The 24,131-nt window shown below is 76.0% G+C and carries 24 protein-coding genes; 17 read left to right on the top strand and 7 right to left on the bottom strand.

Annotation, left to right across the window (positions count from 1 at the left end; genetic code table 11):
- The first annotated feature begins 1 nt into the window (after position 1).
- The 4 genes from ABD292_RS38380 to ABD292_RS38370 all read left to right on the top strand — a co-directional run bounded on the left by ABD292_RS38380 (position 2) and on the right by ABD292_RS38370 (position 5,684).
- Positions 2-2,245, top strand: coding sequence for a DUF5682 family protein (locus tag ABD292_RS38380; RefSeq protein WP_344216358.1), 2,244 nt, complete (start codon positions 2-4; stop codon positions 2,243-2,245).
- Complete coding sequence (locus ABD292_RS38375) at positions 2,242-3,363, top strand: VWA domain-containing protein (protein WP_344216356.1); 1,122 nt, start codon at positions 2,242-2,244, stop codon at positions 3,361-3,363. The genes ABD292_RS38380 and ABD292_RS38375 overlap by 4 nt, the downstream gene beginning before the upstream one ends.
- 457 nt (positions 3,364-3,820) lie before the next feature.
- Entirely contained in the window at positions 3,821-4,153 is a 333-nt protein-coding gene (locus tag ABD292_RS49075) for a pentapeptide repeat-containing protein (protein WP_425565235.1), read from the top strand.
- Positions 4,086-5,684 carry a hypothetical protein gene (locus ABD292_RS38370; protein ID WP_344216354.1) on the top strand — a complete coding sequence of 533 codons (1,599 nt, stop codon included), beginning with the start codon at positions 4,086-4,088 and terminating at the stop codon, positions 5,682-5,684. Before ABD292_RS49075 ends, ABD292_RS38370 begins: the two co-directional genes overlap by 68 nt.
- A 169-nt stretch (positions 5,685-5,853) precedes the next feature.
- Here the strand turns inward: ABD292_RS38370 and ABD292_RS38365 are convergent, their stop codons facing one another.
- On the bottom strand, positions 5,854-6,810 hold the full coding sequence (locus tag ABD292_RS38365) for an NAD(P)H-dependent flavin oxidoreductase (RefSeq protein WP_344216352.1): 957 nt from the start codon (positions 6,808-6,810) through the stop codon (positions 5,854-5,856).
- 66 nt (positions 6,811-6,876) lie between these two features.
- Between ABD292_RS38365 and ABD292_RS38360 the strand changes: the two genes are divergently transcribed.
- On the top strand, positions 6,877-7,251 hold the full coding sequence (locus ABD292_RS38360; protein WP_344216350.1) for a YunG family protein: 375 nt from the start codon (positions 6,877-6,879) through the stop codon (positions 7,249-7,251).
- Between the two features lie 122 nt (positions 7,252-7,373).
- On the opposite strand, the gene ABD292_RS38355 is transcribed toward ABD292_RS38360, so the two are convergent.
- Positions 7,374-8,921 (bottom strand): hypothetical protein, encoded by a 1,548-nt coding sequence (locus tag ABD292_RS38355; protein WP_344216348.1) that lies wholly within the window; start codon positions 8,919-8,921, stop codon positions 7,374-7,376.
- A 120-nt stretch (positions 8,922-9,041) separates the two neighbouring features.
- Between ABD292_RS38355 and ABD292_RS38350 the strand changes: the two genes are divergently transcribed.
- Complete coding sequence (locus ABD292_RS38350; RefSeq protein ID WP_344216346.1) at positions 9,042-10,421, top strand: NsdA family TPR-like regulatory protein; 1,380 nt, start codon at positions 9,042-9,044, stop codon at positions 10,419-10,421.
- A gap of 15 nt (positions 10,422-10,436) precedes the next feature.
- Here ABD292_RS38350 and ABD292_RS38345 read toward each other — a convergent pair whose 3' ends face one another.
- The 3 genes from ABD292_RS38345 to ABD292_RS38335 are packed head-to-tail and all read right to left on the bottom strand — an operon-like array spanning position 10,437 to position 13,148.
- The gene (locus ABD292_RS38345; RefSeq protein WP_344216344.1) at positions 10,437-11,381 is read right to left on the bottom strand and encodes a hypothetical protein; all 945 of its coding nucleotides are present in this window, start codon (positions 11,379-11,381) and stop codon (positions 10,437-10,439) included.
- Between the two features lie 56 nt (positions 11,382-11,437).
- Positions 11,438-12,292 (bottom strand): haloalkane dehalogenase, encoded by an 855-nt coding sequence (locus ABD292_RS38340; protein WP_344216342.1) that lies wholly within the window; start codon positions 12,290-12,292, stop codon positions 11,438-11,440.
- 40 nt (positions 12,293-12,332) lie between these two features.
- Positions 12,333-13,148, bottom strand: a complete 816-nt coding sequence (locus ABD292_RS38335) for an NAD(P)H-binding protein (RefSeq protein WP_344216340.1) — start codon at positions 13,146-13,148, stop codon at positions 12,333-12,335.
- A 90-nt stretch (positions 13,149-13,238) separates the two neighbouring features.
- On the opposite strand from ABD292_RS38335, the gene ABD292_RS38330 reads away from it, so the two are divergent.
- A complete protein-coding gene (locus ABD292_RS38330; protein ID WP_344216337.1) occupies positions 13,239-13,805 on the top strand; it encodes a TetR/AcrR family transcriptional regulator in 567 nt (188 codons plus the stop codon).
- On the opposite strand, the gene ABD292_RS38325 is transcribed toward ABD292_RS38330, so the two are convergent.
- Positions 13,753-14,784, bottom strand: coding sequence for a DUF418 domain-containing protein (locus ABD292_RS38325; RefSeq protein WP_344216335.1), 1,032 nt, complete (start codon positions 14,782-14,784; stop codon positions 13,753-13,755). The genes ABD292_RS38330 and ABD292_RS38325 overlap by 53 nt on opposite strands.
- Before the next feature lie 122 nt (positions 14,785-14,906).
- Here ABD292_RS38325 and ABD292_RS38320 point away from each other — a divergent pair, with 122 nt between their 5' ends.
- Positions 14,907-16,091, top strand: coding sequence for a sensor histidine kinase (locus ABD292_RS38320; protein WP_344216333.1), 1,185 nt, complete (start codon positions 14,907-14,909; stop codon positions 16,089-16,091).
- Positions 16,088-16,747: a response regulator gene (locus ABD292_RS38315; protein WP_344216331.1), complete on the top strand. Its 660-nt coding sequence runs from the start codon at positions 16,088-16,090 to the stop codon at positions 16,745-16,747. Before ABD292_RS38320 ends, ABD292_RS38315 begins: the two co-directional genes overlap by 4 nt.
- Before the next feature lie 13 nt (positions 16,748-16,760).
- On the opposite strand, the gene ABD292_RS38310 is transcribed toward ABD292_RS38315, so the two are convergent.
- Positions 16,761-17,006: a hypothetical protein gene (locus ABD292_RS38310; protein ID WP_344216329.1), complete on the bottom strand. Its 246-nt coding sequence runs from the start codon at positions 17,004-17,006 to the stop codon at positions 16,761-16,763.
- Positions 17,007-17,358: 352 nt separating this feature from the next.
- Here ABD292_RS38310 and ABD292_RS38305 point away from each other — a divergent pair, with 352 nt between their 5' ends.
- From ABD292_RS38305 to ABD292_RS38270, 8 genes are all read left to right on the top strand, one after another.
- A complete protein-coding gene (locus ABD292_RS38305) occupies positions 17,359-18,183 on the top strand; it encodes a nitroreductase/quinone reductase family protein (protein WP_344216327.1) in 825 nt (274 codons plus the stop codon).
- Between the two features lie 44 nt (positions 18,184-18,227).
- Complete coding sequence (locus ABD292_RS38300) at positions 18,228-18,794, top strand: helix-turn-helix domain-containing protein (protein WP_344216324.1); 567 nt, start codon at positions 18,228-18,230, stop codon at positions 18,792-18,794.
- A gap of 27 nt (positions 18,795-18,821) precedes the next feature.
- Positions 18,822-19,340, top strand: coding sequence for a GNAT family N-acetyltransferase (locus ABD292_RS38295; protein ID WP_344216322.1), 519 nt, complete (start codon positions 18,822-18,824; stop codon positions 19,338-19,340).
- 292 nt (positions 19,341-19,632) lie between these two features.
- The gene (locus ABD292_RS38290) at positions 19,633-20,268 is read left to right on the top strand and encodes a biotin transporter BioY (protein WP_344216320.1); all 636 of its coding nucleotides are present in this window, start codon (positions 19,633-19,635) and stop codon (positions 20,266-20,268) included.
- 7 nt (positions 20,269-20,275) lie between these two features.
- The gene (locus ABD292_RS38285; protein ID WP_344216318.1) at positions 20,276-21,652 is read left to right on the top strand and encodes an AMP-binding protein; all 1,377 of its coding nucleotides are present in this window, start codon (positions 20,276-20,278) and stop codon (positions 21,650-21,652) included.
- A complete protein-coding gene (locus ABD292_RS38280) occupies positions 21,649-22,821 on the top strand; it encodes a thiolase family protein (protein ID WP_344216316.1) in 1,173 nt (390 codons plus the stop codon). Before ABD292_RS38285 ends, ABD292_RS38280 begins: the two co-directional genes overlap by 4 nt.
- A gap of 12 nt (positions 22,822-22,833) precedes the next feature.
- Positions 22,834-23,508 carry an energy-coupling factor ABC transporter ATP-binding protein gene (locus ABD292_RS38275; RefSeq protein ID WP_344216314.1) on the top strand — a complete coding sequence of 225 codons (675 nt, stop codon included), beginning with the start codon at positions 22,834-22,836 and terminating at the stop codon, positions 23,506-23,508.
- Positions 23,505-24,110, top strand: a complete 606-nt coding sequence (locus ABD292_RS38270) for an energy-coupling factor transporter transmembrane component T family protein (RefSeq protein WP_344216312.1) — start codon at positions 23,505-23,507, stop codon at positions 24,108-24,110. The genes ABD292_RS38275 and ABD292_RS38270 overlap by 4 nt, the downstream gene beginning before the upstream one ends.
- Positions 24,111-24,131 lie beyond the last annotated feature (21 nt).

Here is a 24,131-nt window from a genome sequence, read left to right as displayed (position 1 = left end):
GATGACGGTCACGTTCCTCGGCGTGCGGCACCACAGCCCCGCCTGCGCCCGGCTGGCCGCCGACACCATCGCCGCCGTACGGCCCGCGTACGTGCTGGTCGAGGGCCCGGCGGACATGAACGACCGGATGGACGAGCTGCTGCTGGGCCACGAGCCGCCGATCGCGGTGCACACCGGCTACCGCGACCCCGGCCGCCGGCACGGCTCGTGGACGCCGTTCTGCGACTACTCCCCGGAGTGGACGGCGCTGAACGCGGGCCGCGCCGCCGGCGCCGCGCTGCGCTTCATCGACCTGCCCGCCTGGCATCCCGCGCTGGCCGGCGTACGCAACCGGTACGCCGACGCCGAGGCCCGCTACGGCGAGGTCACCGCCCGGTTGTGCCGCGACTTCGCCGTGGACGACGCCGACGCCCTGTGGGACCACCTGTTCGAGATCGAGCCGGCCGACGGGCTGGCCGAGCGGCTGGCCGTCTACTTCGACCTGCTGCGCGGCGACACCGAGGCGGGGCCGGACGACACCGCCCGCGAGGCGTACATGGCCCACTGGGTCAGGGCAGCCGCCGCCCACGCGGACGGGCGGCCGGTGGTCGTGGTCACCGGCGGCTTCCACCGCCCGGCGCTGATCCGGCTCGCCGAGGACGGGGACCGGAGCTGGCCGGAGGTGCCGCGGCCGCCCGACGGCGCGACGGCCCGCAGCTACCTGGTGCCGTACTCGTTCCGGCGGCTCGACGCCTTCGACGGCTACCAGGCGGGCATGCCGTCGCCCGGCTACTACCAGCACCTGTGGGAGCACGGCCCCGCCGGGGCCGGCCGGCTGCTCGCCGAGACGGTCGTCGCCCGCCTGCGGGCCCGTCGCCAGCCGGTCTCGACCGCCGACCTGATCGCGGCCCGCGCCGCCGCCGACGGGCTCGCGCTGATGCGCGGCCACCGCCACCCGGCCCGCGTGGACGTGCTCGACGGCCTGGCCGGCGCGCTCGTCAGCGAGGCGATCGAGACGCCGCTGCCCTGGGCGAGCCGCGGCCCGCTCCAGGCGGGCGCCCATCCGGTCATCGTCGAGATGATCGCCGCGCTCAGCGGCGACCGTACCGGCCGGCTGCACCAGGACACCCCGCTGCCGCCGCTGGTCCACGCGGTCCTCGCCGTCCTCGGCGAGCCCGGCGAGGAACGCCTCGACCTCGGCGAGGAGGCCGGCCGCGAGCGCAGCCGGCTGCTGCACCGGCTGCGCGTGCTGGGCATCCCCGGCGTGCTGCGCATCTCGGGGCCGAGCCCGGCGGGCGGCACGGAGCTGACCGAGCGGTGGGAGCTGTCCGACTCCGAGGACCGCCTGCCCGCCCTCATCGAGGCCGGGGCGTACGGCGTCGATCCGCAGGAGGCGGCGGCGGCCGTACTCGCCGGGCGCGTCCCCGGCGCGGACCTGGACGAGCTGGCCGGCGTCCTGCTCGACGCGGCGCTGTGCGGCGTCGGCGAGCTGACCGGGCAGGTGCTGGACGACCTGGCGCGGGCCGTCGGCCGGGCCGCCGACCTGGGCGCGCTGGGCCGCACCCTCGCCGTCGTCCTCGCCATGTGGCGCCACGGCGAGCTGTTCGGCACCAGCGGCAGCGACCTCCTCGGCGCCGTCGTACGGGCCACGGCGGAGCGGGCGCTGTGGCTGGCCGAAGGCGTACGCGGCGGGCCCGCGCCGGCCGACCTGCGGCGGATCGAGGCCATGGCCGCCGTCCGCGACGCGCTCAGGCACGCCGGCCCGCCGCTCGGCCTGGACACCGAGGCGGCGCTCGGCGTCGCGGACCGGGTGGCCGCCTGCCGGGACGCGCCGCCCGACCTGCGGGGCGCGGCGCTGGGCCTGGCCTGGTCGCTGCGCGGCCACGCCGCCGGCGACCCCGGACGGGCGGTACGCGGCGCGTTCGTCCCCGCCACGGCGGGCGACTGGCTGGCCGGGCTGTTCGCGCTCGCCCGCGAGGAGGTCCTGCACACCGCCGGCGTGCTGGAGCTGCTGGACGAGCTGGTCGCGGCGCTGGCCGACGACGACTTCCTGGTGGCGCTGCCCGCGCTGCGCCAGGCGTTCGGCTTCTTCCCGCCCCGCGAGCGGCACCTCATCGCCACCCGGCTGACCGCGCTGCGCGGCGGCGGCGCGTCTCCTTACGACCTGATGAGACTGGACGCGGCCCCGGAGCTGGTGGCCGCCGGCATGGCGCTGGACGAGCGGGTCGACGCCGCACTGCGCAGGGAAGGACTGATCCCCCGATGACCGACCCCACGCTCGAACGCTGGCGGCTGCTGCTCGGCGAGCCGGGCGCCGCCTGCCTCGGCGGGCAGCCGCTCAGCCCGCAGGCCGCGGCCCGCGACGCCGCACTCGACTGGCTCTACGGGCGCGACGAGGACCTCCGCAGGCGCGGCGTACGCCGGCAGGGCGGCACCGGGCCGTCGTCGCTGACCACGTTCGGCTGGCTCGACGACATCGCCCGGCTCTTCCCCAAGGAGACCGTCGAGCGGCTGCAGCGCGACGCCGTCGAACGCTACGAGATCCACGACATCGTCACCGACCCCGACGTGCTGGCCCGCATCGAGCCCAACCCCGCGCTGCTCCAGGCCGTGCTGCGCACCAAGCACCTGATGAACCCGCAGGTGCTGCGGCTGGCCAGGCGGATCGTGGAGCAGGTCGTCGGGCAGCTCATGGACCGGCTCGCGACCGAGGTCCGCAGCGCGTTCACCGGCGCCAGGGCGCGCCGGGCCGGGCGGCTGCGGCGGGCCCGCGACTTCGACGTGGTCCGGACCGTACGCGGCAACCTGGGGCGCTACCAGCCGGAGACCGGCAAGCTGGTGATCGAGACGCCGCTGTTCTTCTCCCGCACCCGCCGCCACCTCCAGCCGTGGCAGGTGATCCTGCTCGTCGACCAGTCCGGGTCCATGGTCGAGTCGGTCATCCACTCGGCGGTCACCGCGGCCTGCCTGTGGGGGCTGCCCGGCGTGCGCACCCACCTCGTCGCGTTCGACACGGAGGTGGTGGACCTCACCTCCGACGTCGACGATCCCGTGGAGCTGCTGATGAAGGTCCAGCTCGGCGGCGGCACCGACATCGCGCGCGCGGCGGCGTACGGGGCCGGCCTGGTGGAGCAGCCGCGCCGGGCGATCGTCGTGCTCATCTCCGACTTCTACGAGGGCGGCGATCCGTACCGGCTCGTACGGGTCGTGCGCGGTCTGGCCGAGCAGGGCAGCAAGGTGCTGTGCCTGGCCGCGCTCGACGAGCAGGCCGACCCCGCCTACGACCGGGAGCTCGGGCAACGCCTGGCGAACGCCGGCGCGCACGTGGGCGCCATGACGCCCGGCGAGCTCGCGTCCTTCGTCGCGGAGCACGTGGGCCGATGAGGACCGACCTGCTCGCGCTCACCACCGACTCCCTGGCCGCGCTCACCAACCGCGGCCTGGTCAAACGGGCGGCCAAGGAGGCCACGCCGGAGCTGCGGCTCGACGCCGACGGCACCGTGCACGGCGGCTTCCCCGGCGGCCCCGACACGAGCCTCCCGCCGGGGGGCCTCGACGCGGGCCACTGCACCTGCGGCGCGACCGGCGTCTGCCGGCACGTGATCGCGGTGATCCTCACCTACCAGAGCCTGCATACCGCCCCTGCCTCCCCGGTGCCGGGTTCTGACGCCTCTGGTTCTACGGAGCCCGGTTCCGCGACGCTCGGCCCCGCGAAGCCCGCGTCTGTGGCGCCGAGTTCTGCTGCGCCCGGTTCCGAGGTCCCCGGTTCCGCAGCGCTCGGCTCTGCGGAGCCTGGTTCTGCGGTCCTCGGCTCAGCGGCGCCGCGTTCTGGGGCGCCTAATTGTGCGGCGCTCGGCTCAGCGGTGCTCGGTTCCACAGCGCCTGGCTCAGCGGCGCCTGGCTCAGCGGCGCCTGGCTCAGCGGCGCCTGGCTCAGCGGCGCCTGGCTCAGCGGCGCCTGGCTCAGCGGAGCCTGGTTCTGCGGCGCTTGGCTCGCCGGCCGCGCAACCGTCCGGGACGCCCGTACTGCCGGGGGAGGAACCAGCGCCCTGGTCGCCGGGACAGGTCACCGACGACGAGCTTGCCGCCAGGCTCGGTGCACGGCTGATGAGCGCCGCCCGCCGCACCGAGCGCGCCGGCTACACCGCCCGGATCCGGCGGGCGACCCCCGCTGAGCCGGTGCCGCAGGTCGAGCTGCCCACCGCGACCGTGCGCTTCCTGGTTCCCGGCGACCTCGGGTTCGTACACACCGACGCCGTCGCGGGCAGCCGTGACGACGTCATCGCCCTGGCCGTGTGGGCGTTCCGGGTCGCCGACGAACTGCACCCCGGCGTTCCCGACGTCCGGGTCGATGTAGGCGGGCAGGCCGTGGCCGGGGCGGTAGCCGGGCTGGAACGCGCCCTCACACTGGCCGGCACCGTCCTGCGCGAGGGCGCGGCGCACCTCGGCCAGGGCTTGGAGGCGACCGTCGCCGACGTTTCACGCCACCTGGAGGCCGGCGGGCTGCGCTGGCCGCTGCTGGCCGTCGGCGATCTCGCCGAGCAACTGGCCGCCTACCGCGACCGCGCCGCCCACTACCGTCCCGAACTGCTCGCCGGGCACCTTGCCGAGCTGCACGCCCGTCACCGCGCGGCGACCCGCCAGGACGCCGCCCCGCGCAGCAGCGTGCTCGGCACCACCGAGGCCGCTGAGACCCCGCTGCGCCGGGCCCGGCTGGAGGCACTCGGTTGCCGGGTCCGCGCTCTCGGCGACCGGCGGATCGCCGAGATCTACCTGGCCCACGCCGACGCCGCCATGGTGCTGGTCCTGCGCCGCCAGTGGGAGGGCGACGACGACGGGGCGGCGCTGGCCCGGCGGCGGATCGCAACGTCCACGCTGGCCGGGCTGGCCGCCGGCACCGTGGTCACCGAGTCCGCCGTACGCAGCGCCAGCCGTACGGTCAGGCTGGCCACCGGGCGCGTCTCCAGGACCGAGGTGAGCGCGTCGCGGGGCGACTGGGACGCCCTGCCGCCGTCACTGAAGGTGACGGACCTCGCGGTGCTCGGCCGCGAGCTCGACGCCCTCCCGCTCCGCCCCGTCCGGCCGCGCGTCGAGGCCGAGCTCGTCAGGGCCGTCGCCATCGCGGGGGTCGAGTCCATCGCGTACGCGCCCGGCGACCAACGGCTCGATGCCGTCGTCGCGGACCGGGCGGGCAACCTCGCCACGGTCAGCGCCACCCATGCCGCCGCCGCGCCCGGCCGGCTCGACGCGCTGGCCGCCGTACTCGCCGGGGAGGAGGGGGAGCCGCGCTTCGTCAGCGGCGTCGTCGGCAGGGCTGGGGGCGGCCGGGCAGGGGCCGGGATCGTCATCGAGCCGATCGGGCTGGCGGCCGGCGACCGCGTGATCGTCCCCGACCTGCGGCCCGCCACCGGCGGCACGCTGACGCCTACATGGGACGAGGAGCCAGAACCGCCGCTGACCGCCGCACTGACCCACGCCCGCGCGCTGCTCGCCGAGGCCGCCCACCACGGCCTGTCCCACCTGCCGCCCACCTACGACACCCGGCTCGACGCCGCCGCGCACCGGTTGACGGCGCTCGGCCTGCACCGCGTCGCGGCGGCCCTCACCGCCTTCGCCTCCGCCCGCACCACCGGCTCCGCCGAAGCGGCCGACCAAACCTGGGCCGACGCCTACCTGCGCGCGGAGATCGCCCTGGAGCTGAGCTGAACTGAGGACGTAGGACGCCAGGATTGTGACGCCGGGCCGAAGGCGTCAGGCCCGGGACAAGGCCGGGAGGCGTCGGGCCCGGGCGCCTCAGCCCGGAAAGGCCGGCAGACCCCGGACCCGAAAGGCGTCAGGCCCGGGGTGACGCCGGGAGACCTCACGACCCCGGGCGTCAGCGTTGGTCGAAGCGGGACAGTAGGTCGTCCACCGCCGCGAACCCGGCCACCACCTCGGCGGCCGGCCGTTCGCGTCGCACCAGGCCGACCGCCTGCCCCGCGTACACGTACGCGGCGTCGTAGTCGCCGTCCCGCCGTGCGGCCGCCAGTTCGGCCCGTGCCGCCTCGTCCGCGCCCAGCTCCTCCTCCCTGCCGTGCCACCGGTCGAAGAAGGCGTTGCGCAGGGCCCGCCCTCCGTACTCGGGCGGCCAGGCCAGGCGCTGGGCCACGTCGAAGACCCGCCCGTACGCGGTGCCGGTCTCGGCGGCGGCCAGCACCCGCGCCCGCGCCGGCCCGGCGAGGGTCGTCTCGGCGCAGCCGAGGAACGCCGTCCCCGCCCACCCGCCTTCGGCGCCCGCCGCGAGTACGGCGGCCAGGCCGCGCGCCGTGGCGATGCCGCCGGCCGCGAGCACCGGGACGTTCACCGCGTCCAGGACGCTCTGCAGCAACGGCAGCGTCGCCACCTCGTCGCGCCCGTGCCCGCCGCCCTCGCCGCCGCGCGCCACGACGACGTCCACGCCGGCCCGCTCGGCGGCCAGCGCCTCCTCGGTGGTGCCCGCCTGGACGGCGACGGTGATGCCCGCGCCGCGCAGCGGCTCCACGTACGGGCCGAAGTCGCCGTAGCTGACGGAGACGAGCGCGGGACGGGCGGCGAGCACCGCGTCGAGCTGCTCCGGACTGTCCGGCAGCGCCCACGCCATCAGCCCGACCCCGTACGGCCGCCCGCTCCCGGCGGCGACGGCGGCCTGCTCGGCCACCCACGAGCCCGGCGCGTTCGCCGGCACCCCGAACATGCCGAGCGCGCCCGCCGCGGACACGGCCGCCGCGAGCCTCCCGTCGCTCACTCCCGCCATCGGCGCCCCCACCAGCGGCACGTCCAGCCCGAACCGATCGGTCAACCACGTACGCGGCATCGCTCTGCTCCTTCGTCTCACCCGGCAGCGACGGAAACTGTCGTACCCGCCTGCGACACTTCCGGCATGCTGAACGTGGATGAGCTGAGGCCGCTGCTGCGCGCCGCCTGGGGGCCGGACACCTGCGATCCCGCGAGCCTCGACGAGTGGCGGCCGGACAACCCGGCGAGGGGCCAGTGCGGGACGACGGCGCTGGTGGTGCAGGACCTGCTCGGCGGCGACCTCATCCTCGGCGAGGTCCACGTCGACGGGGCCAGAACCTCCTACCACTACTGGAACCGGCTGCCCGACGGCACCGAGACCGACCTCACGGCCGAGCAGTTCGGCCCCGACGAGGTCGTCTCCGGCGGCACCGTCCAGCAGCGGCCGCCGGAGGGTCCACGGCGCTGCCGCGAGCAGTACACGCTGCTGCGGCAGCGGGTGCTGGCCGCCCTGCCCTAAGGGGCCGTGGGGAGTCCTGGGGGCCTTGAGGGTGAGGGAGCCGTCGGGGCCCTGAGGGGCCCTGAGGGTGAGGGGGCCGTCGGGGCCTGAGGGGCCGCGAGGGGGCAATGAGGGCCGAGCCGCTACGGTCGCGACCAGGGCACGAGAAGGTCGCTCACGGCCGACAGGATCGCCCGGGTGAACGGCGACACGCTCGCCGGCCCGTGGAAGGGCCGCGTCCCGCCCCCGGTCACCCCCTCCAGCGTGCCCAGATCGGCCCCGGGATGGCAGGCGACGTCCGGCCCCGGCAGGTCGGCCAGCAGAAACTCGCCGTCGTCGCAAGCGGCCTGCGCCGCATGCGCGGCGCGCCGCACCCAGCGCGCCCGCCCGTCCCGGTCGAGCCGGTAGACGCCGGAGCCCTGCCCGCCCGCCATCCGCGCGGGCGGGCCCTCCGCCAGGCGCAGCCGCACCGCGAACGGCCCGCCGGGCTGGGTGGCGCGCAGCAGCGTGAGCTGGTTGAACTCCGCCGCGTCGCCGAGCCAGCCCACCGGCCGGCCGAGCATCACCGCGAGCTGCCCCAGCACGAACGGCGGCAGCCCCACCGCCTGCTGGTTGGCCGCCTCCACCTCGTCGCGCCGCTGCCGCCGCCACCGCAGCGCGGTCAGGTAGATCCGCTCGTCCGGCGTGAGGAGCGCGTCCAGGCCGAACATCCCGGCGGCCCCGTACCTGCGCCAGGCCCAGAGCGCCACCCGTTCGGCGCACTCGATGAGCAGCGCGGCGGCGGGCGCGGGCCAGGGCCGCGACCAGTCGGCCCCGGCGGCGCTCACTGGGCCGGCGGACCGCTCGGCAACGCCGGTCGTCAGGTGCGCGGGCCGGTCGGCGTACACCCGGACGCCGCCCCTGTCGTCCGGGACGCTGAGCACGGTGATCGCGACCGGCCAGCCGTCCACGTACGCGGCCACCCGGTACGGCCCGAGCAGCCGCGCCGCGCGGCCCATGTCATCCTCCCCGGACACGACCACCGTGCCGCTCCCGCCGGGCCCGCCCGCCTGCACCACCACCCGCTCGGTCCCGACCGCGCGGCGCAGCTCGGCCGGCGACGGCAGCCGGTCCACGTGCACGCTGCGGACCCGCGACACGGTCGGCACCCCGGCGGCGCGCAGGAGGTCGTCGAGGAGCGGCTTGGACTCCAGCGTGACCCGTACGCCGGGATCGATCGAGGCGGCCGTGCTGCCGGGACCGGTCAGCTCGTCCAGCCGGACGTCCGCGCCGCCGGTGACGACGACCGGCGGGCGGTCCAGCTTGAGCAGGTGCCTGGCGGCCTCGTGGCGCACTCGGCGCGGCCAGCCGTGGCGCTCGGCCACGGAGCGGACGCGGGTGCGGTCCTCGGCGGCGACGACCAGGTCCGCCAGGGCGGGGTCCCAGGCCGCGTAGCAGCCGATGGCGAGCGCGGGCCGCAGCGCCGCCACGGCGGACGGGCCGGTGTAGCCGGTGCGCAGCGCGCTGGTGCACCGGTCTACGACGACCAGCGGCCGGCCGCCCAGGACCTCCTCCCGCACGGCCTCCGCGTCCCACCGCGCCGCCCAGGGGTCTTCGTCCGGACGTCTGTCCCGCACCACGCCGGGGTCGCGGTCCCTGTCGACGACCGCGCCGGTGTGACGGGACGATCGTTTCTCCGGCTCTCCGTACATGTCGCCGCCCCCGCCATAAATCGTCCTTCGGAATGCTGTGTCACGTTCCGCACTATTGACGGTGCTCTGCGTGGAGCGCAGAGTCGAGGGCACCAGGATGTGAAGCGATGTGAAGCCGCGATGCCGCCCCGCCGCACCCACCCCGTCGCCAACCGGGCCCTGGCCGCGCTGATCGAGCAGGCCGCCTGGACCCACGCCGCGCTCGCCCGCCACGTCAACGCGGCCGCCGCCGCGAACGGCGACCCCCTTCACTACGACCGCTCGGCCGTCGGGCACTGGCTGACCGGCACCGTCCCGCGCCCGGAGGGGGTGGTCGCGGTGCTGGAGGCGTTCCGGCGGCGGCTGGGCCGTCCCGACCTCGCCGCGGCGCACCTCGGCTGGCCGGACCCCGGCGCCGCGCCGCCCGACGACCCCTGGCACGGCGATCCGGTGGCCCGCCTGGCCACGCTGGGGGAGGACGACCTGCTGAACCGGCGCGCGGTGCTCACGGCGGGCACGTTCACGCTGGCCGCGCTCTCGAGCCTGGCCGCGGGGACGCGCGTCCCGGCCGCCGCGAAGGTCGCCGCCGGGGTGGCCGCGCGGATCACGTCCGGCGGACGGGCTCCGGCCAGGGCGGGCGCGGCCGACGTCACCAGGATCCGCGCCGCGACCGCCGGCTTCGCCGACCTCGACGACCAGTACGGCGGCGGCCACGCCCGCGCCGCCGTGGCCGCCTACCTCGCGCGGGAGGTCACGCCGCTGCTGCACGGCACGACCGGCCGCCGCCGCCCCGACCTGTTCGGGGCGGCGGGCGAGCTGAGCTATCTGGCCGCGTACATGGCGATGGACGCGGGCGCGAACGCCCTGGCCCAGCGCTACTACATCAGCGCCGTCCGGCTCGCCGACGAGGCCGGCGACCTGGTGTCACGCGCGACCGCCCTGCGGAGCATGGCCGTGCAGGCCGCCGAGCTGGGCCACGACGAGGAGGCGCTGGCCCTGGCCGAGGCGGCCGCCTCCGCGCTCGGCGGCCACGGCCCGCCGCGTACGCAGGCCTGGGTCACCGGCATGCGCGCCGAGGCGCACGCCGCCGCCGGCACCCGCCACGACGCGCTGAGCCTGCTGCATCGTACGGAGACGCAGCTCGAACGCGCCGACTCCCGCCCCGAGTCGGAGTGGACCGGCAACTACCGGCGCGAGTCGCTGGAGCACCAGATCGGGCTGACCCTGACCAGGCTCGGCGACCACGCGGGGGCGGCCCGCCACTTCGCCGCCTCCATGGACGCCCGCCGCCCGGTCGAGCGGCGCACCCGCACCCTCATCGGGCTGCGCGCGGCGCACGCGTTCCTGCGCGCCGGGGACGTCGAGCGGGCCGCGGTGACCGTGCTCGGGCTGAGCGAGGACGTCCGGCTGGTGGCCTCCGCCCGCGTCCGGGGCGAGCTGCGCGCGCTGCGGACGGCCTGGCAGCCGTACCGCAAGAGTGCCCTCGTCGCGGAGGCCGACCGGGCGGTGCGCGGCGCGTGAAGGACCGCGCGCCGGCTAGACGTCGCGGGTCCAGAGGGTCAGCAGCTCCTCGGCCGCGGCGGTGCGCGGCGTGACGCTCTTCTCCTCGTGGTCCACCTCGATCTCGACGGGACGCAGGTCGGGGACGAGCCCGCTGCCGAGCGCCTGCTCCTCGGGCAGGTCCTCGTGCGGGCCGGGCCGCCACCAGTAGACCTGCGGGGTGAGCGGGTGCTCGCCCTGCTCGACATGCGTACGGCTGAGCGTCTGCATCGTCTCCATCGCCGCGACCAGGTGCACGTCGCCGATGGCGTGCACCAGCACGTACTCCGGGACGGGGAACGACACCAGGGCCCCCAGCCCCACGTGCGGCAGATGCCGGTCGAGCACGTGCGCGTGGGCGCCGATGTAGCGGTGGGTCTGCCCGATGTGCATGATGGGCACGCCCCAGAGCTGATGGGTCTCGACGTAGTGCGGCTCCCGGTGGATGGAGGCGCGCAGCGCGGCGCCGAACACCTCGTTCTCGGTGCGGTGGCCGAGGTCGGAGCGGTTGAGCGGCACGATGGAGTCGGGCAGGTCCATGACCACCGTCTCGACCAGGCCCGGCGCGAGCGGGCGGGTGGTCAGGGCGGCGAGCAGGCCGGGTGGGTCGGCCAGCGCCTGCTCGGTGTAGAGGCGGATCCGCAGGGAGTCCTCGGCCAGCAGCCGTTCGATGTCGACCGCGGACGCCTGGGCGACGGCCTGGGCCCGGCTGTGGTGGCGGCGCACCCCCTGCACGAAGCCGCGGGCGAACTCGGCGGCGAACCCGGGGATCTCGGACGGCGGCAGGAGGCCCGCGTGCTCGGTGTAGGTCGTCACGTCGGCGGGGACGTCGCCGATCTCCGGCACGCTCAGGCTGACGGTCGTCGGGCCGGTGAACCTGGCCTCGACGTTCTCGCCCGCGAAGGCGCTGATCAGAGCGTGGACGGCGACGTCCTGGACCATCGTTCGTTCTCCTTGAGCCGGTGGGCGAGCCCTCCGATCGTAGAGGCGGGCGGCCGTCAGCGGGTCGAGGTCCGCGGCCAGGACGCCACGTCCGCCGCGATGACCAGCGGATGGTCCTCCGGCGTGTGGTGCCCGGCCACCTCGTCGTGCTCGCGCACCTCCAGCGAGGCCATGGTGGCGACGCACCACTTGACCGTCTCGGGCGTCCACATCGAGCCCGGGCCGGGCCGGAAGCCGATCAGCAGCTTCGGCACCTCCGGGCTGCCGGCCGCCCACCGCCCGAACGCCTCCATCCTCGCCACCACGTCCGCGGGCTCGCCGCCGAGCGGCATCGAGCGCGGCCACCGCAGCAGCGGCAGCCGGCTCTCCCTCGTCGGGTACGGCCGCAGGTAGACCTCCAGGTCCTCCTCGGCCGGCGGAGTGGCCATGGTGGCGGGCAGGCCGCGCAGGAAGGCGTTGTCGTCGAGGATCATGGACTCGCCCACGCCCTCGGTCCTGATCGCCCGGAACAGCTCCCGGCCGCCCTCCGGGAACTCCTCCCAGCTCATGGGCTTGATCACGGCCTCGGTGAAAGCGATGCCGCGCACCCGTCCGGGATGGCGGGCGGCCCAGTCGAAGGCCAGCGCGCCGCCCCAGTCGTGGCCCACGAGCAGCACGTCGTCGAGCTCCAGGGCGTCGAACCAGGCGTCGAGGTAGCGGGCGTGGTCGGCGAAGGTGTAGTCGATGGGCGGCTTGCCGGACTCGCCCATGCCGATGAGGTCGGGGGCCAAGCGGCGGCCGGGCCCGGCGGCGGGCATGACGTGCCGCCACAGGTGGGAGCTGGTGGGGTTGCCGTGCAGGAAGACGGTCGGCGCGCCGGAGCCCAGCTCGCGGTAGGCCATGGTGGAGTCGAGGACGTTCAGTACGGGCATGAGCGGATCCGTTCAGGTGTGAAGGGTCATGAGGTCGCGGTCAGCGGAAGGCCGCGATGTTGCGGGCGGCCCAGTCGCCGAACGTGCGCGGCGCCCGCCCGAGCACCCGCTCGACGTCCGGGCTGACCCGCCGTTCCGCCTCGACCGGGTTCCCGAGGATGGCGAGGGTCGCCTCGACGACCGGCTCCGGCATGAACGTGAGCATCCCCGCCCGCGCCTCCTCCGGGCTCTGCTCGGTGAAGCGCACCTCCGTCCCCAGCGCCGCCCCGATGGCCGCGGCGCGTTCGCGCGGGCTGGTCGCCCGGGGCCCGGTCAGCTCGTACGTGCGCCCCTCGTGCCCGTCCTCCCGCAGCGTCACGGCCGCCACCTCGGCGAGGTCGGCGGGATCGACGGCGGGCAGCGCGACGTCGCCGAAGGGCGCGGCGACCGTCCGATGGGCCCGGACGGTCCCGGCCCAGGCCAGGGCGTTGGAGGCGAACCCGCCGGGCCGCAGGATCGTCCACGCGAGACCGGACTCCCGTACGGCGTGTTCGAAGTCCGCCGCGTGGGCGTAGGCGTGCGGCCTGGTCCCCGCCCCCTGCGACGACAGCAGCACCACCCGCCGGACCCCGCCGGCCGCCGCCGCGTCCAGCACCGCCCGTGGCTCCTGGCCCGCGACCAGCAGGAACAGGGCGCGGGCGCCCGTGAAGGCGTCCTTCAGCCCGGCGGGCTCGCCCAGGTCGCCCCGGTGATGCCGGACGCCGGCGAGGGACGTCCCGGCGTTGCGTGACACCGCCGTCACCTGCTCACCCGCCGCCGTCAGCAGCCGTACGAGCTCGCCGCCCACGTTGCCGGTCGCCCCTGTCACCACGATCATCGCTTCCTCCGTCAGAAGTTAGTTAGCTGACTGACTGAATCGGAGCGAAACCATAGCGGACGGCCGGAGCGGTTGTCTATAGTGAGTGAGGTGACTGACTCAATCAGGGCGGGCAAGCGCGAGCGGCTCGCCGCGGCCGCCGCCCGGGTCCTGCACGAGCAGGGCGTCGAGAAGACCACGCTCGCCGACATCGCCCGCGCGGCCGACGTCCCGGTCGGCAACGTCTACTACTACTTCAAGACCAAGGACCAGCTCATCGGGGCCGCCATCGACACCCACGGCCGCGAGCTGGAGACCCTGACCGCCCGGCTCGACGGGCTCCCCGACCCCCGGGACCGGCTCAAGGCCCTCGTCGGCGGCTGGGTCGGGCAGAGCGAGCTCACCGCCCGCTTCGGCTGCCCCACCGGCACCCTCGCCTCCGAGCTGGACAAACGCGACGACGGCCTCGACCGGGCCATCGCCGCCGTCATGGGGGCGCTGCTCGACTGGATGGAACGGCAGTTCGCCGCCATGGGGCGGGACGACGCGCGCGAGCTCGCGGTCGCCCTGCTGGCCGCGTACCAGGGGGTGTCGCTGCTGACCAACACCTTCCGCGACCCCGCTCTCATGCGGGCGGAAGGGCGCCGGCTGGAGCGCTGGATCGACTCCCTCGCCTGAAGGGCGGCCGGCGGGCCCAGGTCGCCCACCGCCACGCCCACTCCAGCGGCCCCTGACGGAACCACCGCAGCCACAAGGTCGACCAGACCCACTGCGAAACGAGGACGCCGCCCGCGATCGACAGCACCGTCGCCGTGGACCAGCCGTCCGGCGAGCCGCCTGCCAGGCGGGCGGTCAGCAGGACCAGCACGGTGGCCGTCAGGTAGTTGGTCAACGCCATCCGCCCGAGCGGGGCGAACACGGCCCGCAGGACCGCCCGCAGCGGGGTGCGCAGCAGCACGAGCACGGCGCAGACGTACGCGCCCGCGGTCAGCAGCCCGGCGGCCCCCATCGCCCGCGGGTCGCCCGTGCCGTTCTGCAGCCAGGCCAGCGGCGCCGCCGCGGCCGAGAAGGCCAGGCACAGCAGGACCGGCACGCGGGTGGAGTCCTCGATCCGCGCGGTCACGCCGTACCTGGTGAGCGCCGAGCCCAGCAGGAACAGCCCCGGCACCAGCCCGAACGTCCCCGCCCCCGTCGCGAGCGCGGCCACGACGACCACGCCCGCCAGCCAGGCCACCGCCCGGCGCGGCAACCAGGAGGAGGGCAGCAGCACCACGAGGCCGGTGACCGCGTACACGGTCAGGATGTCGCCGTACCACAGCAGGAACATGTGAGCCAGGCCCAGCGCGAGCAGCGCCAGGAGCCGGCGCAGCAGGAGCAGCCGCGGCCGTCCCACCCGCCGCCCGGCGGACTCCAGCAGCAGGGAGAAGCCCACGCCGAACAGCAACGAGAAGATCGGGAAGAACCGCTGGTGTACCAGCAGCCCCAGCCAGGCGTCACCGGCGTCGCCGCCGCCGGTCCGCACGGCCAGGGCGTCGCCGGCGTGCGCGATGGGCTGGACGTTGGCCACCAGGATCCCGCAGAGCGCGAGACCGCGGATCACGTCGAGCGCCACGATCCTGGGGCGCGCGTCCCGTGTCGTCAGATGTTCTTGTGACATGGCCCCACATCCTCGGGACCGCGCGGAAGCGGCGGTACGGGCCGGAAGCAGGGTTCGCGGGCGGCGGGAGTCATACTTTCGGCCGGTACGGCGGGAAGGGCGCGGCTTCTAACCTGAGCGGCGTGACTGACCGGGACCAGCCGGCCGCGCGGCATTGGACGCCCGGCGACCGAGCGTTCGCTGTGAGCGCCGCCGTGGCGGACCTCGGGCTCGGCGTGATCCTCGCCGGTCTGCAGGCGTTCTGGGCGTACAGCGTGGCGACCTCCTGGGGGCCCGGCTACGTGCCGTTCGGGTGCGTGGCGGGGGCGGTCGTGTCCGCGATCGCGCTGGCGCGGCGCCGGGGGAGGGTGCTCGCGGCGGTCGCGGGACAGCTCGTGGCGCTGTCGGCCGCGCTGGTGTCCCGCCTCGCCGGGCTGCCCGCCGAGCCGGGGCCCGCCGCGGCGCTGGCGCTGGCCGTGCTCACCGCCTCGGCCGTACGGACCCTCGCGCCCCGCGCCGCCTGCGCCGTCGCCCTGGGCGGGCCGGCCGTGGTCGCCGTGACCGTCCTGCGGCCCGCCACCGGGCTCCCGCCCGTGACCGCGCTGAACGCCGGGGCGTGGCTGGCCGGGCTGGCGGCCGGGCTCGGCGCGCGTGCGCTGGCCGCCCGCCGCGCGGCCATGGCCGAGGCCGTACGCCGCCACGAACGCCTCCAGCTCGCCCGCGAGCTGCACGACGTCGTCGCGCACCACGTCACCGGCATCGTCCTGCAGTCGCAGGCCGCCCAGGTGCTGGCCCGCCGCCGGCCGGAACGCGTCGGCGGCGCCCTGACCGGCATCGAGACCGCCGGCGCCGACGCCCTGGCCGCCATGCGCCGCCTCGTCGGCCTGCTCCGCGACGCGGCCCCGCCCGCGCCGCCCCCGGAGACCCTCGCCGGCCTCGCCGCCCGCTTCGACGGCCCGCCCGTCCACCTGCGCCTGCCCGCGCACGACGAGGACGAAGCCGCCTGGCCGCCGGAGATCGCCGGCACCGTCTACCGCGTCGTCCGCGAAGCCCTGACGAACGTCTCCCGCCACGCCCGCGCCGCCCGCTCGGTCCACGTCACCGTCGCCCGCGAGCCCGGCACGCTCACCGTCGAGATCACCGACGACGCCCCGCCCGCCCCCGCCCGCCGCCGGCGCGCCGCCACGGGCTACGGCCTGCTCGGCATGCGCGAACGCGTGACGGCGCTCGGCGGCACTCTGCACGCCGGCCCGCGGCCCGGCGCGCCGGGCTGGTCCGTGCGCGCCGCCCTCCCGCTGCCCCCGCCCACCGGATCGGAGCCGCCATGAGCATCAGCGTCCTGCTCGCCGACGACCAGGCGCTCGTCCGGGCCAGCCTGCGGGTCATCCTGGAGGACCAGCCCGACATCCGCGTCGTCGCCGAGGCCGCGGACGGCGACCGGGCCATCGCGCTGGCCCGGCGGCTGCGTCCGGACGTGTGCCTGGTCGACGTCCAGATGCCCGGCGCGAACGGCATCGAGGTGACCCGCGCGCTCGCCGGGCCGGGCGTCCCTTCCCCGCTGCGGGTGGTCGTCGTCACGACGTTCGGCCTGGACGAGTACGTCCACGGCGCGCTCCGCGGCGGGGCCGTCGGCTTCGTGCTCAAGGACGCAGGACCGGCCCTGCTGGTGGAGGCGGTACGGGCGGCCAGCGCGGGAGACGCCCTGATCTCCCCGTCGCTCACCCTGCGCCTGCTCCGCCACGTCACGGCCGCCGGTCAGGCGCCGGGCGACCGGCGTCCGGCGTCGCCGCTGTCGGAGCGCGAGGCGGAGGTGGCCCGTGCGGTCGCGCGGGGGCGTACGAACCCGGAGATCGCCGCCGAGCTCTTCATCTCCCTCAGCACCGTGAAGGGACACATCTCCGCCATCCAGGCGAAGCTCGGCGTACGCAACCGCGTGGGCATCGCCTCCTGGGCCTACGAGACCCGCCTGACGGACGCCCCGTGACGGGGGCCGCGGCTCAGCCGGTCACCTGGCGGAACACCACGGTCGCGCGGTAGCCGTCGTCCGCCTTCTCCACGTCGGCGCTGAGAACGGTGACGCCCGTGTGCTCGGCCCGCCCGCCGTAGAACAGGCGGGCCTCGTCGAGCGCGCGGGCGCGCAGGTCGGCCGGGGTCCGGCCGACGACGGTCACGCGCAGGTCCATGGAGAACGTGCTGTCGTCGTCGCCGAACCAGACATGCGTCCCTAACGGCGGCATGCTCATACGACCGTCCCTCCCGTGGGATTCGCCCGGAATCGCATCTCCCTTCCCGCCGCACGCCCCGGATAACGTTCCCGGCCGCGCTTGACAAGATCCACAGAAGGCGCGTGTAATGGCCGTCGCGTCGCGTGACGCCGGCCGGGGTGTACGGCGGCGGCATGGAGGCGCCCGATCAAAGGGGATGACGCCGTGAACACTCACACGTTCGGTCGTGCCTGACCACCGGATCCCCGCGCGTCATCCCATGCCACGGACGGTGTAGTCGGCCCGTCCCGCTCGCTCTGACGGCATGCCGTGCGGGTTCTCCCATGCCCGCCGACTTCGCACACATCTGAGCACGGAGTGACGAACACGCATGCCCATGGACTTCAACCAGCAGATCATCGACGAGTTCCGCGCCAACGGCGGCCGGGTCGGCGGCCCCTTCGAGGGTGCCAGGCTGCTCCTGCTGACCACCACCGGCGCCCGTAGCGGCGCGCCGCACACCGTACCGGTCGGGTGCCTGCCCGACGGCGACCGCGTCCTCGTCATCGCCTCGGCGGGCGGCTCGCCCCGCCACCCGGCCTGGTACCACAACCTGCGCGCCGACCCTCGCGTCACCGTCGAGGACGGCACGTTCACCTACCAGGCCGAGGCGGTCGTGCTCACGGGCGAGGAACGCGACCGGCTGTTCGCCCGCGCCGTCGAGCAGAGCCCGGGCTGGGCCGACTACGAGACGAAGTCCGGGCGCGTCCTGCCGGTGGTCGCGCTCGTCGCCGCCGATCCCGGCCCGCCCGCCGGCCCGATGGGCGACGGGCTCAAGCGCCTGCACGACGCTTTCCGGCGGGAGCTGGCCCTCATCCGCGCCGAGGTCGCCGCCTCGGGCCCGCGCGTGGCCGCCCAGCTCAAGGTCAACTGCCTGACCCTCTGCCAGGGGCTGCACGTGCACCACGCGCGCGAGGACGACTTCATGTTCCCCGGGCTGGAGGGACGCCATCCGGAGCTGGGGCCGGCGCTGGAGCGGCTGCGGGCCGAGCACGCCGTCGTGGCGCGGCTGCTGGAGGAACTGCGTACGCTGCTCGCGGCCGACGACGTCGCCCCGGACGCGCTGCTGGCCGAGGTGGAGCGGCTGACGGCGGAGCTGGAGGCGCATCTCGACCACGAGGAGGAGCAGCTCGTCCCGCTGCTCAACGCCCTGTAGTCCTCTTCCGCCGCTTCTCCCGGATGTGGGATAACATCCCGGATATGAGAAGCGCGGAGGAGCTGGACGCCCGGCTCGCGGGCCGGCTGGCGGAGCTGCGCGTCGAGCGCGGCTGGTCGCTCGACGAGCTGGCCGCCCGCGCCGGCGTCAGCCGTTCCACCCTGTCCAGGCTCGAACGCGCGGAGATCAGCCCCACCGCCGCCCTGCTCAACAAGCTCTGCGCCGTCTACGAGCGGACCCTGTCGCGGCTGCTGGCCGAGGTCGAGACGGAGCCGCCGCTGCTGGTGCGCGCGGCGGAGCAGCGGGTGTGGCGCGACGAGGAGTCCGGCTTCGCCCGCCGGTCGGTCTCGCCGCCGCACCCGGGGCTGCGCGGCGAGGTCGTGGAGGGGACGCTGCGGCCCGGCGCGGACATCGCGTACGACGTGCCGCCCGTCCCCGGCCTGGAGCAGCACATCTGGGTGCTGGAAGGCACGGTCGAGATCACCGCGAACGGCCGCACGCACGCCCTCGACGCCGGCGACTGCCTGCGCTTCCTGCTGTGGGGCGCCTCCCGTTTCCACTGCCCGGGCCCCGGCCCGGCCCGCTACGTCATCATCGTCGTCCTGCCCTGACCCCCCACTGCTGGAAGGACCTCGCGCATGTACGCCATCGACCTGCTGCCGGCCGAGGAGTTCGACGCCGCGCTCAAGGATCTGGCCGTTCTGCTCGCCGACGCCGTGGACGACGGCGCGTCCGTCGGCTTCCTGTCGCCGTTCAGCCTGGAGGAGGCCGCGACCTGGTGGCGGGCCCAGGCCCCGGCCGTGGCCGCGGGCACCCTGCGGGTCTGGGTCGCCCGTGACGACTCCGGCGTCGCCGGCACGATCGGCCTCGCCCTGGCCACCAAGCCCAACTCCCGCTACCGTGGCGAGATCATCAAGCTCATGGTCCACCGCGACGCCCGGGGCCGCGGCCTGTCCCGCGCGCTGCTCGCCACCGCCGAGCGGGCCGCGCTCGCCGCCGGCGTCCACCTGCTGATGCTCGACACCGAGACCGGCAGCACCGCCGAGCACGTCTACCTCACCGGCGGCTGGACCCGCTACGGCATCGTCCCCGGCTACGCCGCCTCCCCGGACGGCACGCCGGCCGCCTGCAGCTTCTTCTACAAGGACCTCCGGTGATCACTGTGCCGACGCGCAGATGCCTCGGACTTCTGCTGTCCGTCCTGACGATCTGCGGCTGTTCCGCCGCGCCGGCCGCGTCGCCGACGCCGGTTCGCCCGTCCGTGACGGCGCGGCGGTTGGTCGACCTGACAGTGAGCAAGGTCCTGATTCGCGCTCCGGCTGACGCGGCATGGTCCGTGCTCATCGCCAGAGTGTGAAGACCCCTCAACCTGTCCACCGGCTGCCGGAGGGTATCGTTCGATCGCAGATGAACGGCCGGATTGTTGTGGGAACCCTCCATGACCGAAGCATGCCGTTCTGGTGTGAGATCGACTTCATGAAGAATGCAGGCAAGTGGCGACGGTTCCCCACCGGAGACCTGGCGAGGGTGGCGGTGTTCGCCGCGCTCATCGCCGTGCTCGGGCTGCCGGGCTCGGTCAACGTCTTCGGCAACCTGGTCCCGATCACGCTCCAGACCCTGGGCGTGATGCTGGCCGGGGTGATCCTCGGCGCGTGGCGGGGCGCGCTGGCCGTCGCCGTCCTGCTGGTGCTGGTGGCGGCCGGGCTGCCGCTGCTGGCGGGCGGGCGCGGCGGGCTGGGCGCGTTCATCGGGCCCTCCGCCGGGTTCCTCATCGGCTGGCTGCCGGGCGCGGCCGTGACGGGCTGGCTCACCGAGCGGGCCGGCCGCAGCCCGAGCCTGCTCCAGCTCGTCGTGGCCTGCCTGGTCGGCGGCATCGGCGTGATCTACCTGTTCGGCATCCCCGTGCAGGCGCTGGTCACGGGCGCGTCGCTGCCGGCCGCCGCGGCGCTCAGCGCCGCCTTCCTGCCTGGCGACGTCATCAAGGCGGTGCTGGCCTCGGTCGTGGCGCGGGGCGTCCAGCGGGCCTATCCGGACGCGGTGCCCGCCGTGCACCGCGAACGGCTCCGCTCGGGCTGGGGGCGTTGAGCGGTTCATGCCGGTAGCAGCACACGTCCTGCGGCACGCCGCCGCCCGCCCCGGCGCCGTCGCGCTCCGCGGACCGGGCCGCGAGCTCACCTACGCCGGGCTGGCCGGCGACGTCCACGGCGCCGCGCGGCGGCTGCGCGGCCGGGGCGTACGTCCCGGCTCGCTCGTCGCGATCGGGCTCGCCGACCCGGTCGCGCTGCTGACCGCCGTGCTGGCGGCCGACCTCGCCGGGGCCACCCCGCTCGTCGGCGACCCGGCCTGGGACCGGCCGCGCTGGGCGCGCATGCTCGCCGCCGCGCCCCCGGACCTGCTGGTCGACGAGCCGCTGCCGGCCGCGCCCGGCCCCGCGATCGTCCCCGCTCCCGCGCCCGGCGACCTCGCCTGGGCCTGCTTCACCTCCGGCAGCACCGGCCGCCCCCGCGCGATCGTGCGCACCCGCGCCTCCTGGGCGGGGTCGTTCCCGCACCTGGCGGACCTGGCCGGGATGAGCGCCGACGACGTGGTGCTGGTGCCGGGACCGCTGTGGTCCTCCCTGTACGCCTTCGCCGCCGTGCACGCCCTCGCCATCGGCGCGACCGCGCTCGTCCCCGGCCGCCGGCCGACGGGCCGCGGCCCCGAGAGCCTGGCCGCGCACCTGGACCTGGCCACGGTCGTGCACCTGGTGCCGCACCTGCTGCCCACCGTGCTGGCCGCCCCCGGATCGGTACGCGCCGCCGTGGCGGGCGGGGCCGCGCTCGCCCCCGGCGTACGAACGGCCGCCGAACGGGCCGGCATCCGGGTGGTGGCCTACTACGGGGCGAGCGAGCTGTCGTTCGTCGCCGCCGACGCCGACGGGGCGGGGCTGCGCCCGTTCCCCGAGACCGAGATCGAGGTCCGGCCCGGCGCCGGCGGGCTGGGGGAGGTGTGGGCGCGCTCGCCCTGGCTGGCCGAAGGCTACCTGGGCGGCGCGAGCGGGCCGCTCCGCCGCGACGGCGACGGCTGGATTACCGTCGGCGACGTCGCCCGCCCCTACCGGCCGGGGGAGCCGCTGCGGCTGCGCGGGCGCGGCGACGGCGCGATCCAGACCGGCGGGGCCACCGTCGTGCCCGAGGACGTCGAGGAGGTGCTGCGCAAGGTGCCCGGCGTCGGCGACATCGTGGTGATCGGCTCGCCGCACCCGTCCCTGGGCTCGGTGGTGACCGCGGTCGTCGAGGGCGACGGCGGCGCGCCGCCGCCCCGGGCGCTGCTGGAGGCGGTGGCCCGGAGCGGGCTGGACGCGGCGCAGCGGCCCCGCCGCTGGTACGCGGTGCCCAGCCTGCCCCGCACCGGCGCGGGCAAGCCGGCCCGCGCGCTGGTCGCGTCCCGCCTGGCCGGCGGCGACCCCGGCATCAGGCGGCTGACGTGACCGGCTCCGGCATCAGGGCGGCCGATCCCGCCGCGCCCGTCGTCGTGGCGGCCCGCCGCACGCCCATCGGCACGGCCGGGCACGCCTACAAGGACCTCGCCGTCGAGCTGCTGGCCGCCCCGGTCGTCGCCTTCGTGGCCCGCGACGCCCGCCTCGACGGGACCCCCGTGGACGACGTCGTGCTCGGCAACTGCATGGGCCCCGGCGGCAACGTGGCCAGGGTCGCGGCGCTGGCGGCCGGGCTGGGGAACGAGGTGCCCGGCCTCACCGTGGACCGGCAGTGCGGCAGCGGGCTGGCCGCGATCCTGGTGGCGGCGCAGGCCGTACGGGCGGGGGAGGCGGAGCTGGTGATCGCGGGCGGGGCCGAGAGCGCCTCGACCGCGCCGCTGCGTACCCGCAGGGGGGAGAGCGAGCCCTACGCGCGGGCGCCGTTCGCGCCGGACGGCCACCCGGACCCCGACATGGGACCCGCCGCCGAGGCGCTGGCCGCGGCGCGCGGCATCACCCGCGCCCGCCAGGACGCCTACGCCGCCCGCAGCCACGCGGCCGCGCTCGCCGCCCGCGACTCGGGCGCGTTCACCGAGGAGATCGTCCCGGTCGGCGGCCGGCACGACGACCAGCGCCCGCGCCCGCTGCGCGTGGCGTCCCTGGCCCGTCTTCCGGCCGCTTTCACCACGCCCCCGTCAGCGGGATCGGTGACGGCCGGCAACTCCTCCCCGATCAGCGACGGCGCGGCGGCCGTCGCCGTCGTGCCGGAACGGCTGCGCGCCGGCCGGCCCGGGCTGCGGCTGGTCGCCGGGGCCGTGACCGGCTGCGATCCCGCGCTGCCCGGCTGGGGCCCGGTCCCCGCCGTACGGCGCGTGCTGGCGCGTGCCGGGATCGGCATCGAAGAGGTCGCGGCCGTGGAGCTCGTGGAGGCGTTCGCCGCCCAGGTGCTGGCCGTCACCGACGCCCTCGGGCTCGACCCGCTCGGCGCCGACGCCGGCCGCGTCTGCCCGGGCGGCGGCGCGCTCGCGCTCGGCCACCCCTGGGGAGCGACCGGCGCGGTCGTGGTGACCCGGCTGTTCACCCGGCTGGTACGCGGCGGAGCCCCGCCCGGCACGCTGGGCCTGGCCGCGGCGGCCGTCGGCGGCGGCATGGGCGTGGCGGCCCTGTTCGAGGTGGTGTGAAGTGGGGGGAACGTGATCGAGTTCGCGGACGTGCGGGTCCGGCTCGGCGAGCGGGACGTGCTGCGCGGCGTCACCGCCTCGCTCGGCGAGCGGCGGATCGGCGTGGTCGGGGCCAACGGCTCCGGCAAGAGCACGCTCGCGCGCCTGATCAACGGCCTGGCGCTGCCCACGTCCGGCACCGTGACCGTGCTCGGCCTGGACACCCGCCGCCACGCGGCGAGGATCAGGCGCGAGGTCGGCTTCCTGTTCACCGACCCCGACGCCCAGATCGTCATGCCGACGGTGGCCGAGGACGTCGCGTTCTCGCTGCGCCGCCACCGCCTGCCCCGCGAGGAGGCCGACCGGCGGGTCGCCGAGGTCCTCGGCCGCTACGGCCTGGCCGGTCACGCCGACCATCCGGCCCATCACCTGTCCGGCGGGCAGAAGCAGCTCCTCGCGCTGTGCTCGGTGATGGTCCTGGAGCCGCAGGTGATCGTCATGGACGAGCCCACCACGCTGCTCGACCTGCGCCACTCGCGCCAGGTGGCCGACCTGCTGCGCGAGCTGCCGCAGCAGGTCGTGGTGGTCACCCACGACCTGCCGCTGCTGGCCGGCTTCGACCGCGTGCTCGTGCTCGACGAGGGCCGCGTGGTCGCCGACGGCGCGCCCGAGGAGGCCGTCGGCCACTACCGGAAGCTCATGGCGTGAACGGCAGGACCGGCGCCTACGTCCCCGGCGCCTCGCCGCTGCACCGGCTGCCCGCCGGGGCCAAGCTGGCCGGGCTCGCCGTCGTCTGCACGGCCCTGGTGCTGCTGAGCTCGCCGCTCGCGCTGGGGGGCGCGGCGGCGCTCACGGCGACCCTGTACGCCCTGTCCCGCGTCGGCGTGGCGGCGGCGTGGGCGCAGGTGCGGCCGGTGCGCTGGTTCGCGGTGGCGCTGTTCGCCCTGCAGTGGGCGTTCGTCGGTCTGGAAGGGGCGGCCGTCACGACCCTGCGGGTGGTGGTGGCCGTGGCGCTGGCCGGGCTGGTGACGATCACCACGCGCACCTCGGACATGATGGCCGTGCTGGAGCGGCTGATGGCCCCGGCGCGGCTGGTCGGGCTGGACCCGTTCCGGCTGTCGCTGCTGCTGTCGCTGACGATCAGGACGGTGCCGGTGCTGGCGGACCTGGCGGGCCGGGTACGCGACGCGCAGCGGGCCCGCGGGGTCGAGCGCAGCCTGCGGGCCTTCGCGGTGCCGCTGGTGGTCGGCGCGCTGCGGCACGCCGACGCCCTGGGCGAGGCGCTGAGCGCCCGCGGCCTGGACGACTGACCTTATCTCAAGTTTGACTTA

The sequence above is a fragment of the Nonomuraea bangladeshensis genome, from assembly GCF_039529455.1.
Lineage (GTDB): Bacteria > Actinomycetota > Actinomycetes > Streptosporangiales > Streptosporangiaceae > Nonomuraea > Nonomuraea bangladeshensis.
The sequence above is the reverse complement of the archived record's forward strand: the minus strand, read 5'-3'. Positions and strand labels throughout refer to the sequence as shown.

Bases quoted from the DNA above. Each gene is read 5' to 3' on its own strand.
- ABD292_RS38380 (WP_344216358.1), top strand. From the start codon at position 2: ATGACGGTCACGTTCCTCGGCGTGCGGCACCACAGCCCCGCCTGCGCC.
- ABD292_RS38335 (WP_344216340.1), bottom strand. From the start codon at position 13,148: ATGATCGTGGTGACAGGGGCGACCGGCAACGTGGGCGGCGAGCTCGTA.
- ABD292_RS38295 (WP_344216322.1), top strand. From the start codon at position 18,822: ATGTACGCCATCGACCTGCTGCCGGCCGAGGAGTTCGACGCCGCGCTC.
- ABD292_RS38340 (WP_344216342.1), bottom strand. From the start codon at position 12,292: ATGCCCGTACTGAACGTCCTCGACTCCACCATGGCCTACCGCGAGCTG.
- ABD292_RS38360 (WP_344216350.1), top strand. From the start codon at position 6,877: ATGCTGAACGTGGATGAGCTGAGGCCGCTGCTGCGCGCCGCCTGGGGG.
- ABD292_RS38305 (WP_344216327.1), top strand. From the start codon at position 17,359: ATGCCCATGGACTTCAACCAGCAGATCATCGACGAGTTCCGCGCCAAC.
- ABD292_RS38300 (WP_344216324.1), top strand. From the start codon at position 18,228: ATGAGAAGCGCGGAGGAGCTGGACGCCCGGCTCGCGGGCCGGCTGGCG.
- ABD292_RS38355 (WP_344216348.1), bottom strand. From the start codon at position 8,921: ATGTACGGAGAGCCGGAGAAACGATCGTCCCGTCACACCGGCGCGGTC.
- ABD292_RS38375 (WP_344216356.1), top strand. From the start codon at position 2,242: ATGACCGACCCCACGCTCGAACGCTGGCGGCTGCTGCTCGGCGAGCCG.
- ABD292_RS38325 (WP_344216335.1), bottom strand. From the start codon at position 14,784: ATGTCACAAGAACATCTGACGACACGGGACGCGCGCCCCAGGATCGTG.
- ABD292_RS38310 (WP_344216329.1), bottom strand. From the start codon at position 17,006: ATGAGCATGCCGCCGTTAGGGACGCATGTCTGGTTCGGCGACGACGAC.
- ABD292_RS38365 (WP_344216352.1), bottom strand. From the start codon at position 6,810: ATGCCGCGTACGTGGTTGACCGATCGGTTCGGGCTGGACGTGCCGCTG.
- ABD292_RS38285 (WP_344216318.1), top strand. From the start codon at position 20,276: ATGCCGGTAGCAGCACACGTCCTGCGGCACGCCGCCGCCCGCCCCGGC.
- ABD292_RS38370 (WP_344216354.1), top strand. From the start codon at position 4,086: ATGAGCGCCGCCCGCCGCACCGAGCGCGCCGGCTACACCGCCCGGATC.
- ABD292_RS38345 (WP_344216344.1), bottom strand. From the start codon at position 11,381: ATGGTCCAGGACGTCGCCGTCCACGCTCTGATCAGCGCCTTCGCGGGC.
- ABD292_RS38350 (WP_344216346.1), top strand. From the start codon at position 9,042: ATGCCGCCCCGCCGCACCCACCCCGTCGCCAACCGGGCCCTGGCCGCG.
- ABD292_RS38290 (WP_344216320.1), top strand. From the start codon at position 19,633: ATGCCGTTCTGGTGTGAGATCGACTTCATGAAGAATGCAGGCAAGTGG.
- ABD292_RS38315 (WP_344216331.1), top strand. From the start codon at position 16,088: ATGAGCATCAGCGTCCTGCTCGCCGACGACCAGGCGCTCGTCCGGGCC.